Raw genomic sequence first — 3402 nt, forward strand, 5'->3', positions numbered from 1 at the left:
GCGGATCTCGCACGCCCTCACACCCCTGCCTCACACAGCCGACGCTACTCGGCGAGAGACTGCGCCCCCGCGAGATTCACCGGTGGATCCGGGCTCAGAGGTGTCCACCACTCGGGGACAGGTCCCAACAAGGAGACCAGCCGGAGCACGGCAGAAGTAGGCAGCAGGCGTGACGGCGGTCAGTCCTCTTCCTGATCCGCCTTGGCTTGGCGCCTGCGCTGAGCGTCGGCCAGGTCCTGGAGGCGGGTGGCCGGGCCGAGGTCGGTGAATGTGCAGGCGTGGGGCAGCGGGATGCTGCCGGCCCGCTCCCGGCACGTCGCCGAACGTGACCCCGCCGCCCGCCGCCGTCTATGAACCTCCAGAGCACACCTGCGGACGACTGGGTCGTGTTACGCAATGGTGTCGGCGTCCCTTGTTCCAGGCTTGGCCGACTTCCGGGCCAGGAGGTACGCCTGCTGACCTTGGCGGGGCTTCTCCTGCTCGTTCGGCTCGCGGATCAGCCGGGCATCCACCGTCAGCCCGGCCTGACTCAGCAGCTCGGCGATGCGGTCGGGAGAGACCCAGTAGACGTCGAGGGACAACTCATGCCCGTATGCGTTCTCCAGGCGTCGGAGCCTGTCACCGGCCTTGAAGGCGATCAGCAGATGGCCGCCTGGAGCCAGCACGCGGTGGAACTCTGCGAACACGACCGGCAGCAGTTCCGGAGGGGTGTGCACGATGGAGTACCAGGCGATGACGCCGCCAAGACTGCCGTCCGCCAGGTCCAGGTCGGTCATCGACCCTTCGTCGAATTGCAGCTCTGGATGCCTGCGCCGGGCAACCGCAACGGTTTCCGGGGACAGGTCGATGCCGAACGCGGTCACCCCGAGGGACTGCAGGTGTGCTGTCACGTGGCCGGGCCCGCAGCCGAGGTCAGCGACGGGCCCGGCGTCGAGGACCCGGGTGAGTTCGGCGAACGTGCTTATCATCGCGCGGCCGTACAGATCGTCCTCGAACGCGGAGGGCACGAGCTTGGCGTAGTTTTCGGCAACGGTGTCGTAAGCGACGCGGGTGGCATGCAGGTAGGTCGGTTCAGTCATAGCTGAGAACACTACTAATGCGACCGTGACAACCACCGGCCCGTTACCGCAACGCATCACCGGTCAGCCCGGACATGCGCCGCTACTTCTGCACGGTGTAGCGCAGTTGCGCGAAGCCGCCGATGTCGGTGGCCGAGACCAGGCGAAGCGGGACGTCCTCGGTAAGGTCACCGAAGAGACGGTGACCGGCTCCGATAAGGACCGGGGCGACGCTGATGGTGAACGCGTCGACGCGTCCGGCGCGGATGAAGCTCTGGATCAGGCGTCCACCGTCGGGGTAGACGTGCTTGATCCCGCGCTTGTCGAGGTCGGCGACGAGGCTGTCCATGTCTCGGTAGACGGTGATGCGGGGGTCGGCGTCCCCGGGAAGAGTGGTACTGAGGACGCCGACGTGGCGGTCGCCGTAGTGCCAGTTCTCTTCGCCGAAACCGATAAGCCGGTCGTAAGTGTTGCGACCCATGATCACGGCGTCAACCGAGCCGAGGAACTCGGAGTAACCCATGTCGCCGGCCCTCTCGCCGCGCGAGGTCAGCCATTCGATGTCGTCGTCGGGCCGGGCGATGTAGCCGTCGAGGCTGGTTCCGATGAAGACGGTAGAGGTGAAGGTCACGGAATTCTCCTGAGCAGGTGGTCAAGGTCGTCATGGAAAAGGACGGCGGGATCGCCGTCGCCGGTGAGGGCCCATCGCAGCAGGGAGCCGTCGGTGGTGATCTGGACGTGCCGCGCCAGGCGCGGCACGTCCGTGCCGGGCGGGAGCTCGCCTCTCGCGACGGCATCGGTCAGCAGCTCGCGCAGTGCTGCATCGACCGCGCGGGCGTGTTCGGCGGCATGAACGCGGAACTCTGGATCGGAGAGGTCAAGCTGAAGCATGCCGAGGTGATTGGCCATCTCCTCGGGAGTGGACATGTAACCGGCGAACTCGTCGGTTGCGGCGTGCAGCGCTGCCAGAGGTGAGTCGTGCGCGGCCCGGGCTCGCCGGTAAGGCGCGTCAGCGTCCGCGGCGGCGCCCGCGGCAAATGCCAGCAGCAGGCCCCGCTTGGACCCGAAGCGCTGCGACAGCGTCGCCGGGGAGACTCCCGCTTCCGCACCGACGTGCGCCAGGGTTAGCTTGCCGGGACCGTGGGCCCCGATCGCGCGGGCGGTGGCGGCGAGGCGCCCGCCGAGCCCCAACGGGGCGACGACGCTGGGAGCGCGGTCAGCGTCAGGCCGTCCCGGCGGGGCGTAGGGGCTCATCCCGGCTTCTGATCGATCTCGGCGAGTCGCGCCTCCACCTGGCCTCCCAATTCGCTCAGAAGATCCATCTGCGCTGGGGTCACGTGGTCGATCAGCACGTTGCGCACGTCAGCCAGGTGGAGCGGCGCGGCTGTTTCGATGAGGGTGCGGCCCTGTTCGGTGATGACCACGACGGCTCCCCGCTGGTCGGTGGCACAACGCTCGCGGCGGATGAGGTTTCGGTTCTGCATGCGGGTCAGATGCTGCGACAGGCGGCTCTTCTCCCATTGCAGCGCATCTCCGAGTGCGAATGACCTCAGGCGCCCTTCGGGCGCCTCGGACAGGTGTGCCAGCACCTGGTAGTCGGCGGTGGACAGCCCGCTGTGGGTACGCAGCTGTCGCTCTATGTATTCGGACAGGCCGGCCTGCAGCTTCGTGAGACTGCGCCAAGCCCGCTGTTCACGCTCGTCCAGCCATCGCGGTTCGTCCATGAAGGCCACTTTACCGCTTTGGTTGACATGTTAACCAGCCCATGCCTACGGTTTTGTTAACACCTCAACCAAATTGGTTGGCGGAGGCGGTTGCCGTGCCCGACAGGAACGCGGCGACGGCAGCCGGACGGCGAAGCTGCTCTGTCGCCTCGCCGGTGCTCAGCGATCTACCAGAACTGGAAACACACATGTCTGCAGACACCCCCTACGCCATCGTGGGCAGCGGAAACATCGGTTCGGCGCTGGCTCGCCTGTTCGCCAGGGCCGGAGTCGAGGTAAGCATCGCCAACACGCGCGGACCGGGCTCGATCAGTGAACTCGCCGCCTCCGTGGGCTCCACGGTCCGGGCTGTGACGCTCACCGAGGCACTGGCGAGCGACGTCATCTTCATGGCCATCCCGTTCGGCGCGGTCGAGGAGTTCGGCAACGCCCCGCCCGACTGGAACGGGAAGATCGTCGTCGACACCACCAACGCGCACTACGCGCCCAACGCGGGCGACATCCTCAAAGGCCGGCTCTCCTCGCCCTGCGTTCCGCATAATTCGCGGTGCCTAGAGCATCGAATCGTGCTGTGACCTGGGGAAACGCGTCTGGACACGCTGTGGGGGCGTGTCTCTAGG

Annotated in this window: 5 protein-coding genes; 1 reads left to right on the plus strand and 4 read right to left on the minus strand. The window is 66.9% G+C overall.

All coding sequences use genetic code 11. From position 1 onward, the window contains the following. Positions 1 to 389: 389 nt before the first annotated feature. The 4 genes from ACFU5K_RS31500 to ACFU5K_RS31515 form a co-directional block, all read right to left on the minus strand. The gene (locus ACFU5K_RS31500) at positions 390 to 1079 is read right to left on the minus strand and encodes a class I SAM-dependent methyltransferase (protein WP_384068057.1); all 690 of its coding nucleotides are present in this window, start codon (positions 1077 to 1079) and stop codon (positions 390 to 392) included. An 82-nt stretch (positions 1080 to 1161) separates the two neighbouring features. Then, complete coding sequence (locus tag ACFU5K_RS31505; RefSeq protein WP_384068060.1) at positions 1162 to 1689, minus strand: dihydrofolate reductase family protein; 528 nt, start codon at positions 1687 to 1689, stop codon at positions 1162 to 1164. Next, positions 1686 to 2312, minus strand: a complete 627-nt coding sequence (locus ACFU5K_RS31510; protein WP_384068063.1) for a TetR/AcrR family transcriptional regulator — start codon at positions 2310 to 2312, stop codon at positions 1686 to 1688. The genes ACFU5K_RS31505 and ACFU5K_RS31510 overlap by 4 nt, the downstream gene beginning before the upstream one ends. Further along, on the minus strand, positions 2309 to 2782 hold the full coding sequence (locus ACFU5K_RS31515) for a MarR family winged helix-turn-helix transcriptional regulator (protein WP_384068066.1): 474 nt from the start codon (positions 2780 to 2782) through the stop codon (positions 2309 to 2311). The genes ACFU5K_RS31510 and ACFU5K_RS31515 overlap by 4 nt, the downstream gene beginning before the upstream one ends. Before the next feature lie 188 nt (positions 2783 to 2970). Here ACFU5K_RS31515 and ACFU5K_RS31520 point away from each other — a divergent pair, with 188 nt between their 5' ends. Next, positions 2971 to 3357 carry an NADPH-dependent F420 reductase gene (locus ACFU5K_RS31520; RefSeq protein ID WP_384068069.1) on the plus strand — a complete coding sequence of 129 codons (387 nt, stop codon included), beginning with the start codon at positions 2971 to 2973 and terminating at the stop codon, positions 3355 to 3357. Positions 3358 to 3402: the final 45 nt, after the last annotated feature.

Origin of the sequence: Streptomyces sp. NPDC057428 (assembly GCF_042803195.1) — a bacterium.
Lineage (GTDB): Bacteria > Actinomycetota > Actinomycetes > Streptomycetales > Streptomycetaceae > Streptomyces.